General features: G+C 71.2%; 14 protein-coding genes. 6 read left to right on the plus strand and 8 right to left on the minus strand.

The window, feature by feature from the left end; translation table 11 throughout:
- Window positions 1-77 precede the first annotated feature (77 nt).
- The gene (locus CLM62_RS13245) at window positions 78-1,241 is read right to left on the minus strand and encodes an MFS transporter (protein ID WP_095750032.1); all 1,164 of its coding nucleotides are present in this window, start codon (window positions 1,239-1,241) and stop codon (window positions 78-80) included.
- Between the two features lie 54 nt (window positions 1,242-1,295).
- On the opposite strand from CLM62_RS13245, the gene CLM62_RS49320 reads away from it, so the two are divergent.
- Window positions 1,296-1,493, plus strand: a complete 198-nt coding sequence (locus tag CLM62_RS49320) for a hypothetical protein (protein WP_143659050.1) — start codon at window positions 1,296-1,298, stop codon at window positions 1,491-1,493.
- Here the strand turns inward: CLM62_RS49320 and CLM62_RS13250 are convergent.
- On the minus strand, window positions 1,477-2,853 hold the full coding sequence (locus CLM62_RS13250) for an MFS transporter (protein WP_095750069.1): 1,377 nt from the start codon (window positions 2,851-2,853) through the stop codon (window positions 1,477-1,479). The genes CLM62_RS49320 and CLM62_RS13250 overlap by 17 nt on opposite strands.
- Window positions 2,854-3,155: 302 nt before the next feature.
- Here CLM62_RS13250 and CLM62_RS13255 point away from each other — a divergent pair, with 302 nt between their 5' ends.
- The gene (locus CLM62_RS13255) at window positions 3,156-4,634 is read left to right on the plus strand and encodes a glutamate-cysteine ligase family protein (RefSeq protein WP_095750033.1); all 1,479 of its coding nucleotides are present in this window, start codon (window positions 3,156-3,158) and stop codon (window positions 4,632-4,634) included.
- 47 nt (window positions 4,635-4,681) lie between these two features.
- On the opposite strand, the gene CLM62_RS13260 is transcribed toward CLM62_RS13255, so the two are convergent.
- From CLM62_RS13260 to CLM62_RS13270, 3 genes are all read right to left on the minus strand, one after another.
- Complete coding sequence (locus CLM62_RS13260) at window positions 4,682-5,788, minus strand: Gfo/Idh/MocA family protein (protein ID WP_095750034.1); 1,107 nt, start codon at window positions 5,786-5,788, stop codon at window positions 4,682-4,684.
- Window positions 5,758-6,468 (minus strand): ThuA domain-containing protein, encoded by a 711-nt coding sequence (locus CLM62_RS13265; RefSeq protein WP_095750035.1) that lies wholly within the window; start codon window positions 6,466-6,468, stop codon window positions 5,758-5,760. The genes CLM62_RS13260 and CLM62_RS13265 overlap by 31 nt, the downstream gene beginning before the upstream one ends.
- A 147-nt stretch (window positions 6,469-6,615) precedes the next feature.
- Window positions 6,616-8,523, minus strand: coding sequence for a helix-turn-helix domain-containing protein (locus CLM62_RS13270; RefSeq protein WP_257003822.1), 1,908 nt, complete (start codon window positions 8,521-8,523; stop codon window positions 6,616-6,618).
- A gap of 150 nt (window positions 8,524-8,673) precedes the next feature.
- Here CLM62_RS13270 and CLM62_RS13275 point away from each other — a divergent pair, with 150 nt between their 5' ends.
- Genes CLM62_RS13275 through CLM62_RS13290 form a run of 4 tightly spaced genes read left to right on the plus strand, consistent with a single transcriptional unit; the run spans window position 8,674 to window position 13,327 of the window.
- Complete coding sequence (locus tag CLM62_RS13275) at window positions 8,674-10,431, plus strand: FAD-dependent monooxygenase (protein ID WP_095750037.1); 1,758 nt, start codon at window positions 8,674-8,676, stop codon at window positions 10,429-10,431.
- A gap of 18 nt (window positions 10,432-10,449) precedes the next feature.
- Window positions 10,450-11,319 (plus strand): intradiol ring-cleavage dioxygenase, encoded by an 870-nt coding sequence (locus CLM62_RS13280; protein WP_095750038.1) that lies wholly within the window; start codon window positions 10,450-10,452, stop codon window positions 11,317-11,319.
- A complete protein-coding gene (locus CLM62_RS13285; protein WP_095750039.1) occupies window positions 11,316-12,389 on the plus strand; it encodes a maleylacetate reductase in 1,074 nt (357 codons plus the stop codon). The genes CLM62_RS13280 and CLM62_RS13285 overlap by 4 nt, the downstream gene beginning before the upstream one ends.
- Before the next feature lie 26 nt (window positions 12,390-12,415).
- The gene (locus CLM62_RS13290; RefSeq protein WP_095750070.1) at window positions 12,416-13,327 is read left to right on the plus strand and encodes a YceI family protein; all 912 of its coding nucleotides are present in this window, start codon (window positions 12,416-12,418) and stop codon (window positions 13,325-13,327) included.
- 23 nt (window positions 13,328-13,350) lie between these two features.
- Here CLM62_RS13290 and CLM62_RS13295 read toward each other — a convergent pair whose 3' ends face one another.
- From CLM62_RS13295 to CLM62_RS13305, 3 genes are all read right to left on the minus strand, one after another.
- Complete coding sequence (locus tag CLM62_RS13295) at window positions 13,351-14,358, minus strand: LacI family DNA-binding transcriptional regulator (protein WP_095750040.1); 1,008 nt, start codon at window positions 14,356-14,358, stop codon at window positions 13,351-13,353.
- Window positions 14,359-14,370: 12 nt separating this feature from the next.
- Entirely contained in the window at window positions 14,371-15,672 is a 1,302-nt protein-coding gene (locus CLM62_RS13300; RefSeq protein WP_257003824.1) for a glycoside hydrolase family 27 protein, read from the minus strand.
- Window positions 15,673-15,742: 70 nt separating this feature from the next.
- Window positions 15,743-17,260 (minus strand): alpha-N-arabinofuranosidase, encoded by a 1,518-nt coding sequence (locus tag CLM62_RS13305; protein ID WP_095750041.1) that lies wholly within the window; start codon window positions 17,258-17,260, stop codon window positions 15,743-15,745.
- Between the last annotated feature and the right edge of the window lie 52 nt (window positions 17,261-17,312).

Below are 17,312 nucleotides of genomic sequence, written 5' to 3' on the forward strand. Positions count from 1 at the left end.
CCGCTCGGGGCCGGCCGAACGGACCGGGAACGCGGACCGGGGTCGGCTGAGCCGCGTCGTCAGCAGCAGGCGTGGGATCAGCCCGCTGCCGCACGTCGTGTAACGAAGGCGATGGCCGCGGCCGTCGCGGCCAGTGTGGCCACACTCAGGAGGGCGACGGGCAGGGAGAACCACTCCGCCATGAAGCCGATGGCGGGCGGTCCCAGGAGCATGCCGCCGTAGCCGAGCGTGGACGCGATCGCGACCCCGTCGGGGCCGGCCAGCGTACCGGCGCGTTCTACGGCGACCGGGAAGAGGTTGGCGAGTCCCAGCCCGGTGATCACGAAGCCGAGGAACGCCGCCCACAGGGAGGGGGCGAGCGCGCCGAGCAGCATGCCGACCGCGGCGGTCGCGCCGCCGAACACCAACGTGCGGGTCTGGCCGAGGCGTTCGAGCAGCCTCGTGCCGGTCAGCCGGCCGATGGTCATGGCGAGAGCGAAGCAGGAGTAACCGACCGCCGCGACGCCCGATGAGGCGTCCAGATCCTGCTCGAGGTGCAGGGCGCTCCAGTCGGCCAGGGCTCCCTCGCCGTAAGCCGTGCACAGGGCGATCAGGCCGAAGGTGATGACCAGACCCCGGGTGCGGGTGTCCAGGCGCCGTGGCGCGGACTCCTGATGCGGTGTGCGCTCGGGTGGTGTCGGGGGCTGGATACGCAGCAGGGTGCGGCCCGCGAGGGCGGTCACGAGCAGCCCGATCACGGTGAGGCCGAGCAGGTGCTGAGTGGGGGACAGCGCGCCGGCGACGAGCCCGCCGAGTCCTGCGCCGATCATGCCGCCGAGACTGAAGGCGGCGTGGAAGCTGGGCATGATGGGGCGTTGCAGGGCGGTCACCAGATCGACAGCGGCGCTGTTGAACGCCACATTGATCCCGCCGTAGGCGGCGCCGAAGAGCAGCAGGACGGCGCCGAGCGTCAGTGCCGAGTGGGTGAGCGGCGGTAGCGCGACGCTGAGCGAGAGCAGGATGCCGCAGACCACGGTCACCGGATGGCTGCCGTAGCGGCGGCAGAGGCGGCCGGTGAGCGTCATGGTGACGACCGCTCCGGCGGAGACGCCGAGGAGGGCGAGTCCCAACGCGCTGGCGGAGGCGCCTGTCTGTTCTTTGATGGCGGGGATGCGGACGACCCATCCGGCGAAGATGAAGCCGTCGAGGGCGAAGAAGACGGTGAGGGCGATGCGGAGCCGGGCGAGGACATTGCCCGGCACGGCGTTGTGCGTTCGGGCTTTGTTTATTAGCGGCACAAAATCAGGCTAGGTGGGGTGCCGGTTGGGGGCAAGGGACTTGTCGGACGGCTGAGACAGTCCCGGCGAGCGGACGCCGTCGAAGAGGCCTTCGTCGTTTTAGCGCTGGCGCTGGCGCTGGCGCTGCCGCTGCCGCACGGCGCGCATGACATGGTGGTGTTCCGTGCCCTGCGCGCCGTGGCGTGGCCGGCTCGGCAGATCAACGTTTCGTCGTGAGCACCGGTGCGGCGGGCGTGGGGGCACGGGTGATCCGGTGGCGCGGGATGGTCAGTGCCGCCACTGACCCGGCCAGCGACAGCGCGCCGCCGGCCGCGATCGCCGCAGTGAACCCATCGGTGAAGGCGGCGGGTTCCTCGTAACTCCCGGCCTTGCCGAACACCAGGGCCAGGACGGCGACACCGAACGCCCCGCCCAACTGCCGGCCGGTGTTGAACACTCCGGACGCCTTGCCGATCTGCTCGGGTGCCACCGCGTTGAGGACGGCGGTCTGGGCGGCGGGCATCGCCATGCTCACGCCGGTCCCCGCGATGACCATCGGAGCGATCATCTCCCAGTACGGCGCGGACGGTGTGGCGATGAGCGCGAGCCAGCCCATCCCGGCCGCTTGCAGGGCGAGCCCGAGCGCGGCCGGCGGCCGGGCGCCGACCCGGTTCGTCAGCCTGCCCGCCAACGGCGCCACGACCGTCACCGGCGCGGTCCAGGCCAGCAGGTGCAGCCCCGCGGACAGCGGCGTGTCGCCGCGCCCCGTCTGGAAGTACTGCGCCGTGAAGAACAAGGCCCCGTAGAGCGAGGCGTAGAGGAACACCCCGGCGATGTTCCCCGCCGCGAAGCCGGGCAGGCGGAACAGCCCCAGTGGCACCATCGGCCGCTCGGCGACGCGCTGCCAGGCCACGAAGGCGGCACCGCAGACAGCGCCCGCGATCAGCGGCCCGATCACCTCGACGCTGCCCCACCCGGAGGCGTTCGAGCGGACCAGCCCCCACACCAGCCCGAGCGCCGCACCTGTCACCAGCAGCAGTCCGCCGACGTCCACGCCGCGTTCACCGCCACGGCTCTCCTCAACATGGCGCCTCACCAGTGGGATGACCGCCAGGCCGATCGGCAGGTTGAGCCAGAAGATCCACTGCCAGGCGAGGCCCTGGGTGACCGCGCCGCCCACCACCGGGCCGGCGACCACCGCGAGCCCCGTCAGCCCGGCGAAGAGCCCCAGCGCTCTCGGCCGGTCCGGCGGCGGATGGGCGGCGCTGAGCAGCGCCATCGCCAGTGGCATCACCAGTGCCGCGCCGGCGCCCTGCACCGCCCGCGCCGCGATCAGCCAGCCCACACCCGGCGCGAGCGCACAGGCCACCGAGGCCGCGGTGAACAGTGCCAGCTCGGCCGTGAAGACCAGCCGCCGCCCGTACCGGTCGCCCAGCATCGCACCGGTCATCAGCAGGACGGCGAAGCTCAGACCGTAGGCGTTCACCGTCCATTCGAAGTCCTGATACGACCGCCAGGCCGTCAGCGGGGGCGAACGGCCCTGCCGTTGATGCGGCGGTCGCGCGGGGCGGTGAGCGTCTGGTTCGGCTTCGCCCAAGGCCCGACCCCGCCGCGCAGCGCCCAGACCGATGGGCGAGCGGCGGGTGCCGCCCCAGTGGCGAGGCGCACCGTCCTCGCCGGCGGAGTCGGACGCATGATCCACCTTGCCCGGACCAACCTGCGGAACATTCCGCGCTCGTGACCTCTTCACGCTGCGCCGCATCGACGGGCACGCTCTGTGAGCACGAAATCGGTGAACCGTCCGCTCCCGCCGGATTCCGGTGACGTGGCTGTCCGGGTTCCGCCCGAGGTGCGACGCTGGGAGGAGAGGTATCCGCCGAGGGGGCTCGGGAGGGCACGATGGGACGTGACGTGCCGGCCCTGGTGTTCACGCGGGAGGACCGCCGTCGGTACCGGGAGAAGATGCACACCTGCCTCGATGTGCTGGCGCAGATGCTGCGCGAATCGGGCTTCGAGAGTGAGCGTCCCCAGGTCGGGCTGGAGATCGAGCTGAACCTGGTGGACGACGACGGGCTGCCGGCGATGCGGAACACCGAGGTTCTCCAGGCGATCGCCGACCCCGCGTGGTCCAGCGAGCTGGGCCGCTTCAACCTGGAGATCAACATCCCGCCCCGCCGGCTGACGGCCGGGGGCCCCGGTGCCTGGGAGCAGGAGATCCGTGACGCGCTCAACCACGCCGAGGAGCACGCCTCGGCCGTGGGCGCCCACCTGATCATGATCGGTATTCTGCCGACCCTGGGTGAGGCGGACGTGGGCGAGTCCGCCCTGTCCGGTGATCCGCGCTACCGGCTGCTCAACGAGCAGATCTTCGCGGCGCGGGGTGAGGACCTGCGGATCAAGGTGGACGGTGTGGAGCGCCTGTCGATGTACGCCGACGCCATCACGCCCGAGGCCGCCTGCACCAGCACCCAGTTCCACCTGCAGGTCGATCCGAAGCAGTTCGCGGACTACTGGAACGCGGCCCAGGCCATCGCGGGTGTGCAGATCGCCCTGGCGGCGAACTCGCCTTTCCTCTTCGGCAGGGAGTTGTGGCGCGAGACCCGCATCCCCCTGTTCGAGCAGGCCACCGACACCCGCCCCCAGGAGATCAAGGCCCAGGGAGTACGCCCTCGGGTGTGGTTCGGCGAGCGGTGGATCACCAGCGTTTTCGACCTCTTCGAGGAGAACGTGCTCTACTTCCCGGCGCTGCTGCCGCTGTGCGACGACGAGGACCCGCAGCAGGTGCTCGACCGCGGCGGCGTTCCGCAACTGGGGGAGCTGACGCTGCACAACGGCACGATCTACCGGTGGAACCGCCCCGTGTATGCCGTCGCCGGCGGCCTGCCACATCTGCGCATCGAGAACCGGGTCCTGCCCGCCGGCCCCACCGTGGCCGACATCCTCGCCAACGGCGCCTTCTACTACGGCCTGACCCGTGCCCTGGTCGACGAGGACCGGCCGGTCTGGACCCGGATGTCCTTCTCGGTGGCCGAGGAGAACCTGCACACCGCGGCCCGCGACGGCATCGACGCCCGCCTGTACTGGCCCGGCACGGGCGAAGTGCCGGTCACGGAGCTGGTGTTGCGGCGGCTGCTGCCCCTGGCCCACCGGGGCCTGGAGCTGTCCGGCATGGACGTGGCATGGCGCGAGCCCCTGCTGGGCGTCATCGAGCAGCGCTGTGTCACCGCCCGCAACGGAGCCCTGTGGCAGGCGGAGACGGTCCACCACCTGCAGAAGGCCGTCACCCCCGACCGCCGGGAGGCGCTGCGGCAGATGACCACGACGTACATGGACTACATGCACATGAACGCGCCCGCGCACACGTGGCCCGTGGACTGACACCCAACCGCGGGGCGGGGCGGCCGCCGCACGGGCGGAGCGTCCTCCTACTCGCGTCCTCCCCACTCCTCGGCCGCCGTCAGCGGAACGGGAACGGGCGGCACCGTCGACGTGGTCAGCTCGATGCGTCGCCCCTCGGCCGACGAGCGGAGCAGGGCGCTCATCGCCTCCAGCACGTGCAGGGCGAGATCGCCGTTCGCGCGAGGCGCCCGCTGCCCGTCGGCGGCGATGAAGTCGAGCAGACCGATGCCCCGTGCGGCGCCGACGTAGCCCGCCGACGGCGGGAGCGTGCGCCACTGTGTGTCGCCGAGTTCGCAGAGCCGGACTTCGCCGTCGAAGTGGTTCGGATCCGGAACCGTGAGCGTCCCCTTCTCGCCGTGGATCTCGATCGGCGCCGCCGTCGTGACCACACCGTCGAAGCTGGTCGTGATGGTCGTCAGGGCCCCGCCCAAGTGCTCGAGCACACCGGAGACATGACTGTCCACCTCGACCGGTATCCGCTCACCCGCGCGCGGGCCGGAACCGATGACACGCTCGGCGCGCAGCCGACTGGACGCCCCGATCACGGCACGCACCGGACCCAGCAGGTGGACCAACGACGCGAGGTAGTACGGCCCCATGTCCAGCAGGGGGCCACCCCCGGCCGTGTAGTAGAAGTCGGGGTGGGGATGCCAGCGTTCGTGTCCCGGAGTGACCAGCACGGCCGAGGCGAACAGGGGGCGTCCGATGCTGCCCGCCTCCACAGCCGCCCGCGCCGTCTGGATTCCGGTGCCCAGGACGGTGTCCGGCGCGCACCCCACACCGACCGCTGCCCGATCGGCGGCCTCCATGACGGCGTGGGCGTCGAGGAGGCCCGCGGCGAGCGGCTTCTCTCCGTAGACGTTCTTGCCGTGGCCGATGGCGCCGAGGGCGATCTCGGCGTGGGCCGCGGGGACGGTGAGGTTCAGCACCGTGTCCACGTCCGGGCTGCTCAGCAACTCCTCGACGGTCAGCGCCTCGACGCCGGGCAGTTCGGCGGCGACCGCGGCCGACCGGGAGGCGTCGAGGTCGGCGACCGCGGTGACGCGCACGGCGGGATGGCCGAGGAGCGTGTCCAGGTACGCGCGGGAGATGACTCCGAGACCTACGACGCCGATGCGGTGCGCGTCGCCCACAGCATGCCCCTTTCGATGATGGTGCGGACGTTCGGGTTCTCCAGTACGTCGAGGCTGTGCCCCGGTGTCGTCACCACGACGCGACCCGCGCCCCACCGACGGGTCCAGACCGCAGGCGACCTGACCGGCCGGTGCCAGGGCTGCCACGGCCGGGCGGGATGGGTGGTGGTGGCCAGGACGTCGATCAGGTCGTCGTGGAGCACCCAGTACTGCTCGGTGTACAGCTCGAAGTCCTCGATGCCCGCGGTGATGGGGTGCTCGCGGCCGAGCTCGGTGATGTCGACGGCGTGCGGCAGGTAGTTGTCCTCCGCCTCCCCGCGGCGTTCACACGGCTCCTTGCCCGGGTGGGTCGCGAACTGGCCTCCCACCAGGTGGAGATAGTCGGCGGAGGCGCGGAACGAGTCGGCGATGCCGCCGTGCCAGCCGGTGAAGCCGGTGCCGGCCACGACCGCCGCGCTCAGTCCCGACAACTGCTCGGCCGTGATCTCCGACATCGTGACGCACTGCACGACGAGATCGGTGGCGGCCATCTCGGCGGCGTCGGCGTAGACGTCGGTCGACTCCTCGACCCGGACGTCGTATCCGCTGCTTCGAAGGAAGGGCAGGAACAGCTCCGTGGCCTGGACCGGCTGGTGTCCCTCCCATCCGCCTCGGACCACCAGGGCTTTCTTCCGCGTCATCTGGTTCCTTCATGGGGCCGTCGCCCCGGTCTGGTCGGAGGTTCTTCAGCTCGCCTCGGCGGTGGGCAGCACCACGGATCACAGGATGCGCCAGTCGCCCGCGCTCGGGAAAGGGCTGCCGACCTCACGAAAGTTTCGCGAACCGGCTCAGCCCCGATAGCCCCGCAGTTTCCGGTACAGCGTGGCGCGGGCGATGCCCAGGGCCGCCGCCGTGCGGGCCTTGTTGCCGCCGTGGAGGTGGAGGGCCTCCAGGATGGCGGCGCGCTCGGCTTGTTCCATCGGGCTGAGCGGCCGGGCCGCAGGGCCCTCACGCACGGGGTCCGGCAGCTCGGTGCGCCGGACGGGACCGGTCGCGCGCCGACGTTCGGCCAACGCCCGGACCAGGTGGGCGAGTTCGGTGACGTTGCCGGGCCACGGGTGCTGCTCCAGGGCCCGCAACGCGTCCAGCGTCCAGGTGAGCGGGGGCCGTCCCGGTGCGGGCCTGGGCGTCAGAGCCGTGAGCAACTCCCTGATGTCATCGGGCCGTTCGCGCAGCGCGGGGAGGGTGACCGAGCGTGATGCCAGGCTGTCCAGGAGCCGTTGAAGACATGGGCCGGGCGTCGCGCCGGGGGTGTAGGTGGCCAGCAGGGGTACACCTGGATGCGATGCGAGCAGCGAATTGAGGGTCGCTGTGTCGGGTGGCGCGAGACGCTCGACATGGCGGATGAGGAGCGGGTGGCCGTTCACCAACTCGTCGACATGGTCGCGGAGTTCACTTTCCGCCGCGTCGACGATCACCGGGTTCGCGACCAGTTCCCGTGCGAGCGAGGTCTTCCCGGTGCCACGCTCGCCGACGAGCAGCAGGGGCTCGGGTGACCTGGCCAACTCCACCGCGCGGGCGACCGCATGGCGCCAGGGCACCGATCGCCCGGCCAGTCCCTCGACGGTCCGCGCGGCCGGCGTCACGGTCGTACGAACCACCGGTTCCAGCACGGCGACCGCGCCGACAACCGAGCCCAGGTGGGGTACGGGGGTGAGGGTCGCGGTGCACCCCGTGCCGTCCGGGAGCCGGATGCGGTACGAGGCCGAAGGCGCCGGGTCGGTCGCCGCATCGGGCCCGTCGGCAGGACCGGATGGCGCATGCAGGTTCCCCGCGGAGGCTTCGGCGGTGTCCGACGCCGAGTCCGGTTCTGCTCCGAGGCGTGCGGCAGGACCCGGCGGCGAGCCGCTTCCGGGCCCGGTACCCGCACCCGAGACGGCCTCGGACTCCGATGGCGCCCCGCGGCCCGAGGCCCGCAACAGGGCGACCGCGCCCCGCTCCAGCGCCTCCAGCCCCTCCGGTGACAGCAGCTGTGCCGCGGCCTCGCTGACAATCCGGTTGCGACCGTCGAGGGCGACGACCGCGCGTCCCAGTTCCCCCGCGGCCCGGAGGTACGCGTCCAGCAGCACCCGTTCCGCCGCCCGCGACCGCGCGAGGAGTTCCGCCTCGACGGCGATCGCCGCGGCCTCGGCGAGCGGGGCTCCCGGATGCGGCCCGCATTCGGCGCAGAGTCCACAGGTCACCGTCACCGTGCCCAGCGGCTGTCCGGTCTCCGGCGCCCGCACCGGCACGCTGACCGCACAGACGTCCTGCCACAGGTCGAGGAAGTGCTCGGGGCCGTGCACTTCGGCGCGGTGACCGGTCCGCAGCGCGAGGGCCGCGCTGTTGTGGCCGACCAGTTGCTCGGAGAGGTCCAGGCGGCGGAGGTCGTCCGGCGCGAATCCTGTCACCCACAGGACCCGTGGCCGTTCGTCGGTGAGGAGGAGCGCCGACTGGCCGGTGCCGAGAGCCGGGGCGATCCGCTGGAGCACGGGCCGGGCCGCGGTCAGCAGGGGGGACGCGGGAGGTCGTACGGAATGCTCCGGCGCCGGGTCCTGCACGTCGTGCCGTACGCCGAAGAACCGGGCACGCTTCCAGGCGGCGACGACTTCTTCCGGTACCCCGTCCGGCAGTTGCCGCCCCAGGAGGAACAACTCGCGCGCCCTGCGCAGCGAAGCGAGGGCGGGGCGGACGGCGGGGCGCTCTGCGGTGGTCACGACGCGGCTCAGCCTACCGGGAGCGGTTGAAAACCCAACAACCTGTGATGAGTCCGGTGCACTGTCTCGTATTGAGACACCCGACTTCCCGCGTCTCCCTACATGATCTTGAACAGTCGACGCCTGTTCTCATTCCCTGGAGCGTTCCCCGTGCACACCGTCGAGCCCGATGTCGTCACCGACGTACTCATCGTCGGCAGTGGCCCCGCCGGCGCTTCCGCCGCGCTCGCCCTGAGCACCTACGGCGTGCCGAACATCGTCGTCACCCGCTACGCGAGCCTCGCCGACACGCCCCGGGCGCACATCACCAACCAGCGCACCATGGAAGTCCTGCGCGACCTCGGCGTCGAGCAGGATGTCGTGGCGAAGGCCACGCCGCAGCACCTGATGGGCAACACGACCTTCTGCACCAGCCTCGCCGGCGAGGAACTCGGCCGGGTCCGCTCCTGGGGCAACGACCCGCTCGTGCAGGCCGCGCACGAGCTCGCCAGCCCCACCCGCATGTGCGACATGCCCCAGCACCTCATGGAGCCCGTGCTCGTCGACGCGGCGGTCGCGCGCGGCACGCAGCTGCGCTTCAGCACGGTCTACAAGTCCTTCGTCCAGGACGCCTTCGGTGTGACGGTCACCGTCGAGGACCGGCTGCGCGGCGACGAGTACACCATCCGCGCCAAGTACCTCATCGGCGCCGACGGCGGCCGCTCGCAGGTCGCCGAGGACGCCGGGCTGCCGATGGGCGGCCAGATGGGCGTGGCCGGCAGCATCAACATCGTCTTCGACGCGGACCTGTCCAAGTACACCGCCCACCGCCCGTCCACCCTGTACTGGGTGCTCGCCCCGGGCGCCACCGTCGGCGGCATCGGCGCGGGCCTGGTGCGCTGCGTGAGGCCCTGGAACGAGTGGATGATCGTCTGGGGGTACGACGTCTCCGCGGGCGCCCCCGACCTGACCACCGAGTACGCCGAGTCCGTCGTCCGCAAGCTGATCGGCGACGACGAGATCCCGGTGACCATCAAGTCGTCCTCGGCGTGGACCGTCAACGAGATGTACGCGCAGACGTACTCGAGCGGCCGTGTCTTCTGCGCCGGAGACGCCACGCACCGCCACCCGCCGTCCAACGGCCTCGGCTCCAACACCTCCATCCAGGACACCTACAACCTCGCCTGGAAACTCAAGCTGGTCCTCGACGGCACCGCGTCCCCGAAGCTGCTGGACACCTACACCGCCGAACGCGCCCCGATCGGCCGGCAGATCGTCACCCGCGCCAACAAGTCCATCGGCGAGACCGCCCCCGTCTTCGAGGCGCTCGACGGACTCTCCCCGCAGACCCCCGAGCAGCTGTGGGCCAACATCGCCGCCCGCAAGGACGACACCGAGGCGGCTCAGAAGCAGCGGGCGAGGCTGCGCGAGGCGATCGCGTTCAAGGTGTACGAGTTCAACGCGCACGGCGTCGACCTCAACCAGCGCTACGCCTCCGCCGCGATCGTCCCCGACGGCACCCCCGACCCCGGTTTCGACCGCGACCCCGAGCTGTACCACCAGCCCACCTCCCGGCCCGGCGCCAAGCTTCCGCACGCCTGGATCACCTCGGGCACCCGCACCCTGTCCACGCTCGACACCGTCGGCCGGGGCCGCTTCACCCTGCTCACCGGCATCGGCGGCGCGGCCTGGTCGCGGGCGGCCGCGGCCCAGGACCTGGAGATCGCCACCGTCGTCATCGGACCCGGCCAGGAGTACGAGGACCCGTACGGGGACTGGGCGCGGCTCAGCGAGGTGGCCGACGGCGGAGCACTCCTCGTACGGCCGGACGGTTACGTCGCCTTCCGGCACGCGACGGCGGCCGCTTCCGACGAGGACGCCGAACGCATGCTGACCGATGCGGTGCGGCGGATCCTCGGGCAGGCCTGACCGGAAGGATCCCCGGACATGACCAGCGAATTCACCACCCACCTCACCGAGGCCGTCGTCGACAGCCTCGAGGGCACGGCCGATCCCCGGCTGCGCGAACTGCTCGCCGCCCTCACCCGCCACCTGCACGCCTTCGTCCGTGAGACCGAGCCGACCATGGCGGAGTGGGAGAAGGCCGTCGACTTCCTGACGGCGACCGGGCAGACCTGCACGGACACCCGGCAGGAGTTCGTCCTCCTGTCGGACGTGCTCGGCGTCTCCATGCTCGTCGAGACGATCAACAGCGACGGCCGCGGGGACGTGACGGAGTCGACGGTGCTCGGCCCCTTCCACATGACCGAGTCCCCGGTCCGTGAACTCGGTGCCGACATCGACCTGGTCGGCGGCGGCGAGCCGTGCGTGGTCAGCGGGCGCGTGCTGTCCCGGGACGGCACCCCGCTGCCCGGCGCGGTCCTCGACGTCTGGCAGGCGAACGCCGAGGGCTACTACGACGTGCAGCAGCCGGAGGTCCAGCCACCGGGCAACGGGCGCGGACTGTTCACGGCGGACGACGAGGGCCGCTTCTGGTTCCGCACCTGCGTACCGAGCCCGTACCCGATTCCCACGGACGGCCCCGTCGGGGACCTCCTCCGGGCGACCGGCAGGCACCCCTACCGCCCCGCCCACATCCACTTCATCGCCTCGGCCGAAGGTCATACGCCGGTCACCACGCACATCTTCGTGGCGGGCAGCGACCACCTCGACTCGGACGCCGTGTTCGCGGTCAAGGAGAGCCTCGTCCAGGACTTCACCGAGACCGACGACCCGTCCCTGGCACGGGAGTTCGGCATCCCCAACCCGTTCCGGCAGGCGCGCTTCGACCTCGTACTCAACCCGGCACGGTCATGAAGGAGTTCGCCTACGAGGCCCAGCCCATGCGGGTCGTCCTGCGGCCCGGCGCCTCGGTCACCGCGACCCCGGACGAGGCCGAACGGCTCGGACTGCGGCGGCTGTTGGTGGTCAGCGGACCACGGGGCGCCCGGACGGCCCGGGCCGTCGCGGACGCGCTGGCCGGCGCCTGCGTCGGGCTGCACTCCGAGGCCCGGATGCACGTGCCCGCGGAGGTCGCCGACCGGGCCGTGGAGGTGGCGCGCGCCGCGAGCGCCGACGGCTGCGTCGCGGTCGGCGGCGGCTCCGCGATCGGCCTCGGCAAGGTGATCGCCCTGCGCACCGGTCTGCCGCTGGTCGCCGTGCCGTCGACGTACTCCGGCTCCGAGATGACCCCCGTCTGGGGCCTGACCGAACACGGCGCCAAGCGCACCGGCCGCGACCCGTCGGTCCTGCCGCGCAGCGTCGTCTACGACCCCGAACTCACCCTGTCGCTCCCGGTGGACCTGTCCGTGACCAGCGGCATCAACGCGGTGGCCCACGCGGCCGAGGCCCTGTACGCGCCGGACACCTCCCCTCTGGTGTCACTGATGGCCGAGGAGGGCGCACGGGCCATGGCGGGCGCCCTGCCCGGCGTGGCGGCCGACCCCGGGGACCTGGACGCCCGCGGCCGCGCCCTCTACGGAGCCTGGCTCTGCGGTGCCACGCTCGGTGCGACCACCATGGGCCTGCACCACAAGCTGTGCCACGTCCTCGGAGGCACCTTCGGCCTGCCGCACGCCGAGACCCACACCGTGGTCCTGCCGCACGTCCTCGCCCACAACGCGCCCGCAGCGCCCGAGGCCATGACGGCGCTCGGCCGGGCCCTGGACACCGACGACGCCCCGCACACCCTCCGGGAGCTGTCCGGCCGCCTCGGCGCACCCCGCTCCCTTGCCGAACTCGGCCTCACAGAAGCTGACTTGACGGTTGCGGCACGTGAGGTGACCGGGCAGGCGTACCCCAACCCGCGGCCCATCAGCATGGCGGGCGTACTGGACGTGCTGCGAGCGGCGTACGCGGGCGACCGGCCGCTTCAGACGAGATCCTGACCGACGAAAACCGAAAGGTGAACACCATGCCCCTCGGACTGCTCCGGCGGAGACTCAAGAACGCCTCCCGGGGCGCTGCGGACCTCGCGCTTCCGGTCCCGGCCGGCGCGGGTGTCGTCGTCCGCGAGGTCCTGGACCCGGTGAACCAGCCCTTGGGCGCCGCCGATGTGACGGTGACGGAACTCCGCGGCCACCAGGTCTCGGCACGCGGCACCACGGACCCGTACGGCCTGTTCATGGCCGTTCTGCCGCCGGGCAGCTACAGCCTGCTGATCGTGGCACAGGGCCTGGAACCACACCGTGAGACCGTCGAGGTCGTGGCCGACGCAGGCCTGTCCTCACAGCGCGTGTGGCTCCAGCCGGCCCGGCAGGCCGAACTCCCGGTCCCCGGCACCTGGCTCTTCGACCCGCCGCACACGGCGATCCGTTTCATCGCCAAGCATGTCGGCATGGCCCATGTACACGGCCGCTTCGAGCGTTTCGAGGGCGGTATCCAGGTCATGCGGGACGTGTCCGAGTCCCGCGTCCACGTGCGCATCGACGCATCCAGCATCACCACGGGCAACAACACCCGGGACACGCACCTGCGTTCCGCCGACTTCCTCGACGTCGACCACTTTCCGTACATCGAGTTCGCGAGCACCCGCTTCGCCTACCGGGGCGGCAACAAGTGGTCGCTGCTGGGCACCCTGACCATGCACGGCGTGAGCCGGTCGGTGTCGCTGGACACGACGTACCTGGGCATGGTCAACGGCGGGTACGCCGAGGAGTTGCGCTGCGCCGCCCTGGCCAAGGCGGAGCTGCACCGGGAGGACTACACGCTCAACTGGCGCTCGATGCTGGCACGCGGCATCGCGGTGGTCGGCCCGACGGTCCAGCTGGAGCTGGACGTCCAGGCGATGTACCGCACGCATGACACACCGACGCCGCCGGAGTAGCGGAGGCGGCCCCACTCGCGGGCTCAGCCGCCCGTCGACTCCCGGATCACCACGGAGAAGTCACTGACGAACTCCTCATGGTCCGAGCCGGGCTCGGTCTGCTCGATCCGCCTGGCCAGGAGGTCGACCGCCCGCTGCGCCATCACGTCGTGGTCCGGATCGATCGTGGACAGCGCGGGGACGAGGAACTCGCTCTCCTCGACGTTGTCGAAGCCGATCACCTTGACCCGCTCCGGCACCGGTACGCCGGCGTCGGCCAGACCGCGCAGCACGCCCATGGCCACGGTGTCGGTCACGCAGAACACGCCGTCGAAGTCGAGCCCGCCGTCCACCATCTCCCGGGCGCGCCGGGCACCCGAGCGCATGGTGAGCGTCTCCACGCTCTGCACGAGGGCGGGGTCCACGGGCAGTCCGGCGTCCCGCAGCGCCTGCCGGTAGCCCGTGAAGCGGAGGCTGGACACGTCGACCTCCTCGCCGACCGGCCCCCGCACGATCGCGATGCGCCGGCAGCCCCGCTCGACCAAGTGGCGGGTGGCCGCCCGGGACGCGTCCACATTGGGCATGGCGACGTGGTCCACGGGACCGCCGAAGATCCGCTCACCCAGGATGACCACCGGGTAGTCCACCTTGAGCAGCTCGACGTCGGCCGGACCCATGCCGACGGTGCTGAGGATGAGCCCGTCGTAGAGCCGGTTGCGCGACAGGGACAGCGCGTCCAGCTCGTTCTCCCGCGAGGCGCCGGTCTGCTCGATGCACACCCGGAGGCTGTACCGCTCGGCCGCGGCGATGATGGCGACGGCCAGCCGGCCGTAGTAGGGGCTGTTGACCTCGGGGACGGCGAGACCGATGGTGCCGGTGCGGCCCTTGCGCAGATTGCGGGCCGCCACGTTGACGCGGTAGTCGAGCCGGGCCATCGCTTCGAGGACCTTCTCCCGCGTCGCCTTGCGTACGTTGGGATGGTCGTTGATGACGTTCGAGACCGTCATCGCCGAGACTCCGGCCGCCTTCGCCACGTCCTGGATCGTTGCCATGTTCGCCCCTGGTCAGCCGGTCGTGTCGGGCGGTGTGAGGCGGTAGAGGGCCGCGCCGTGGGCGGGGAGGCCGACGCTCAGACTGTGGCCGTCGTGCGGGGTGTCGGTGCGCGTCCACAGTTCCCGGACGCGGTCGTCGGGCCGGGCGCCGAGGGAGCCGAGCGGGACCGTGACGTGCTCCGGGCGGTCGGCCAGGGAGAACACGGCGGCGTAGCGGGTACGGCCGTCGGTGTCGCGGGCGGTCCACAGGACGAGGTCCTTCTCGCGGAGGACCTCGCGGTTGTCCCTGCTGTGCCGCAGGACGTCGAGCGCTTCGTCGTTGGTGAGCAGTTCGATCGTCTCGGCCGGGCTGGTGGGCAGGTCGCCGCCCATCATGAGAGGGGAGCGGGAGATCAGCCAGAGCGTCAGCAGACTGATCTGCTCGGGCCGGGTGAGGGCGCTGAGGCGGTCTTCGCCCCGCTCGGCCCGGATACCGATGCGGCCCAGGGGCAGCATGTCGGCGTCCGCCCAGCCGCGCTCACTTTGCCAGGGAGCCCACCGGGCCATACGCGCGAACTGGGCCGCCACGTCCTCCCACCGGTCCCACAAGTCGTCGCAGACGCGCCACATGGTGGCCGTGTCCCGCAGGTGGTCCAGGTGCGCGACGGAGACCTCGGTGCCGGGGGAGAGGCTCAGCTCGATGGGCCGACCACTGCGGGCGATGGCCTCGGCATAGGCCGAGATCTCCCGCTCGTGGTACGGAAAGAGCATGTCGTCGGCCTTGATGAAGTCGACGCCCCACTCGGCGAATTGGGCGACCTGCGAGTCGTAGTACGCCTGCGCGCCCGGATGATCGTGGTTCAGACCGTAGTTGTCCGGGTTCCAGGGGCATACGGAGGCGGTGTCGGCGATCTCGTCGGCGGTGAAGTCGGTGCCCGCCACGGGCAGCCGGGCGGCGACGGCGCGGCGCGGGATGCCGCGCATGATGTGCAGGCCGAAACGCAGGCCGAGTCGGTGCACGCGGTCGGCCAGCGGCCCGAATCCCGCGCGTCCCGCCGCCGAGGGAAACCGGTTCGGCGCGGGCATCTGGCGGCCGTGGTCGTCGAGGACCAGCGGGGCGTCCGGGTTGTAGCCGTGGGCCCGGGCCGTGGGCTCGTACCACTGGATGTCCACGACCACGGTGTCCCAGCCGTGCGCGAGCATGTGGTCGCGCATGAAGGTCGCGTTGGCGATGACCTCTTCCTCGGTGACGGTGGTGCCGTAGCAGTCCCAGCTGTTCCAGCCCATCGGCGGACGCAGGTGTCGTTCGGGGAACGGTCGCGCGGAGCGGGTCATGGGTGAACTATTCCTGATCTTCTTCTGGACGGGTGCGGCAGGCTGTGCCATTCCGGCCGGTGGGCGGTGATCAGGCCAGTGCGGCCTGGACGGTGAGGAACGAGTGGGGCGGCAGCGTCAGGGTGATGCCCCGGTCAGTGGTCTTCAGGTCGGCGAAGGGGCGCGGGGCGACCGCTGCGGGGGCCTGCGGGGTGTTGTGGTCCTGTAGCCGGTCGGCCGTCAGCAGACGGGCGGTCGGCGCTCCGAGGGAGGCGCCGCGCAGGTCGAGCGTCACCTCGGCGGGCTCCTCGGCGTCCAGGTTGGACAGCGAGACGAGAACGGTCCCGTCCTTGACGCTGGCCGAGACGGACAGGGTGTCCAGCTCGGCGTCGCCCACCAGGCGGCGGGCGTTGTCGGTGCGCAGGTGCACGGCGAGCGAGGAGGCGTCCTGGTGGCCCTTGTTCATCTCGAACACGTGGTAGGTCGGCGTCAGGACCAGCGCGTCGCCGTCGGTGAGGACCATCGCCTGCAGCACGTTGACGGTCTGCGCGATGTTGGCCATGTACAGGCGCTCTGCGTGCCGGTGGAAGATGTCGAAGTGGGTGCTCGCCACGAGCGCGTCACGCAGGGAGTTCTGCTGGAACAGGAAGCCGGGATTGGTGCCCGGTTCGACGTCCCACCAGGTGCCCCACTCGTCCAGGACCAGACCGACCTTCCGACCGGGGTCGTAGATGTCCATGACGGTGGAGTGGCCGGTGAGGATGCGGTCGATCTTCCGGGCGGAGACCATCGTCCGGTAGTAGTCGTCCGTGTCGAAGTCGGTGGCGCTGCCCTTCGCCTCCCAGGGGCCGGCCAGCGTGTAGTGGTGGACGGAGATCCCCTGGAAGAAGGTGCGCGGGGTGGCCTCGCAGCCGAAGCAGTTGATCTGCTCCATCAGGGTCCGGGTCCACTGGTAGTCGTCGCCGGACGCGCCCGAGGCGATGCGGTAGAGCTTGTTGTCGCCGTGGTCGCGGCAGTATGTGGCGTACTGGCGGGCCAGGTCGGCGGAGTACTCGGCGCGCATGTTGCCGCCGCAGCCCCAGGTCTCGTTGCCGATGCCCCAGTACTTCACGCGCCAGGGCTCCTGGCGGCCGTTGGCTTTGCGTAGCCGGACCATGGGGCTGTCGCCGTCGCGGGTGAGGTACTCGACCCACTCGCTCATCTCCTGGACGGTGCCGGAGCCGACGTTGCCGCTGATGTAGGGCTCGGTACCGAGGAGTTCACACAGGGCCATGAACTCGTGGGTGCCGAAGTGGTTGTTCTCCTCGACGTTGCCCCAGTGGGTGTTGACCATCCGGGGTCGCTGGTCGCGGGGGCCGATGCCGTCCTTCCAGTGGTACTCGTCGGCGAAACAGCCGCCCGGCCAGCGCAGATTGGGGATGTTCAGGGCGCGCAGGGCCTCGACGACGTCGAGGCGGATGCCGCCCTCGTTGGGGATGGGCGAGTCCTCACCGACCCAGAAGCCGCCGTAGACGCAGCGGCCGAGGTGCTCGGCGAAGTGGCCGTAGAGGTGGCGGCTGATCGTCGGGCCCTCGATGTCGAGGTTGATGATCGCGGTGGCGTTGGCCACGGAGGTACTCCCGGGGTGGGTGGCTCGGCAGGTTTGTATCGATAAAATCTGC

The organism is Streptomyces sp. SA15, from assembly GCF_002291145.1.
Taxonomy (GTDB): Bacteria; Actinomycetota; Actinomycetes; order Streptomycetales; family Streptomycetaceae; genus Streptomyces.

Coding starts and splice junctions, on each gene's coding strand:
- CLM62_RS13265 (WP_095750035.1), bottom strand. CDS start 6,468: ATGACGCGGAAGAAAGCCCTGGTGGTCCGAGGCGGATGGGAGGGACAC.
- CLM62_RS13285 (WP_095750039.1), top strand. CDS start 11,316: ATGAAGGAGTTCGCCTACGAGGCCCAGCCCATGCGGGTCGTCCTGCGG.
- CLM62_RS13300 (WP_257003824.1), bottom strand. CDS start 15,672: ATGACCCGCTCCGCGCGACCGTTCCCCGAACGACACCTGCGTCCGCCG.
- CLM62_RS13290 (WP_095750070.1), top strand. CDS start 12,416: ATGCCCCTCGGACTGCTCCGGCGGAGACTCAAGAACGCCTCCCGGGGC.
- CLM62_RS13295 (WP_095750040.1), bottom strand. CDS start 14,358: ATGGCAACGATCCAGGACGTGGCGAAGGCGGCCGGAGTCTCGGCGATG.
- CLM62_RS13280 (WP_095750038.1), top strand. CDS start 10,450: ATGACCAGCGAATTCACCACCCACCTCACCGAGGCCGTCGTCGACAGC.
- CLM62_RS13255 (WP_095750033.1), top strand. CDS start 3,156: ATGGGACGTGACGTGCCGGCCCTGGTGTTCACGCGGGAGGACCGCCGT.